Source organism: Nonomuraea antimicrobica (genome assembly GCF_039536965.1).
Lineage (GTDB): Bacteria > Actinomycetota > Actinomycetes > Streptosporangiales > Streptosporangiaceae > Nonomuraea > Nonomuraea antimicrobica.
In genome coordinates this window covers 1-851 of record NZ_BAAAZP010000270.1, presented here as the reverse complement: position 1 = coordinate 851, position 851 = coordinate 1, and the positions used below count along the sequence as shown (strand labels likewise).

At 63.8% G+C, this 851-nt stretch carries 2 protein-coding genes; one reads left to right on the top strand and one right to left on the bottom strand.

All coding sequences use genetic code 11. The features are described 5' to 3' along the window. Positions 1-307 (bottom strand): helix-turn-helix domain-containing protein (locus ABD844_RS52470; RefSeq protein WP_344897697.1); only part of this gene is annotated, 307 nt, incomplete at its 3' end. A gap of 276 nt (positions 308-583) precedes the next feature. Between ABD844_RS52470 and ABD844_RS52465 the strand changes: the two genes are divergently transcribed. Then, on the top strand, positions 584-775 hold the full coding sequence (locus ABD844_RS52465; RefSeq protein ID WP_344897694.1) for a hypothetical protein: 192 nt from the start codon (positions 584-586) through the stop codon (positions 773-775). Positions 776-851: the final 76 nt, after the last annotated feature.

Sequence of the window (851 nt, the reverse complement as noted above, 5' to 3'; positions counted from 1 at the left end):
GGTCGATCGCCGGCGCGACGGCCGCTCGCATGGGGGCGAGAACCAGTTCACTGGTGCTGTCGAGGACGGGCTCAGGGGCCCCAGCTCGAACAAACGTCATGGTGACCACGTTCAGAGCGCGGGCCAGCGCGTGATACGTCTCCATGCGGGCGGACCCGCCCTGTTCAACCTTGCGGACAACCGAGATGCTGATGCCGCTGGCCTCGGCGAGATCTTCCTGCGTCATGCCCCGCAGCACGCGTAGCTGCCGGACCTTCTCGCCAACCCCTGCGTCGCTCAGCTCTGATGGGTTCTGGGCACCACCCATGCGCTCCACCTCCCTGGTCTCTTTATCAGGCTAGGCGTCCAACCGTTACCCGTCAGGACCTTCGAGCAGAAGAGTCGCGGCGACGGAACATGGGGCTTCCCTCGCTGACCGGCGCGGTTGTCGGCCGAAGTGGGAGACGGAGACGCAACCAAGTGTCAGGAGGAACACCATTGGTACCCATGGCACGGACTCGAGCGCGCCTCGCCCTGCTTCTCCCTTGACCTCATCCCTGCCGACTCCTCGTGGATCAACCGGGTCGAGCACTGGTTCGGCTACTTGGCTGACCAGCTCGTCCGTCGCGGAGTCCACGAGGGCGTTCAGACGCTGGAGGACGACCTCCGCACGTGGAAGGACCGGTGGAACGCCGATCCCAAGCCCTTCGTGTGGACCAGGTGGCCGAGGAAGAAGTCTGTGGAGATCTGGACGATGTCACGCACCATGCCGGAGCCCGATTTCGTGCAGCGGTAGAGCACTCCCCCACACCGAATGCATATTATGCGTATAACATATCTCTATGGCCGCGCCCCGCTATCAAGAAGTCGCC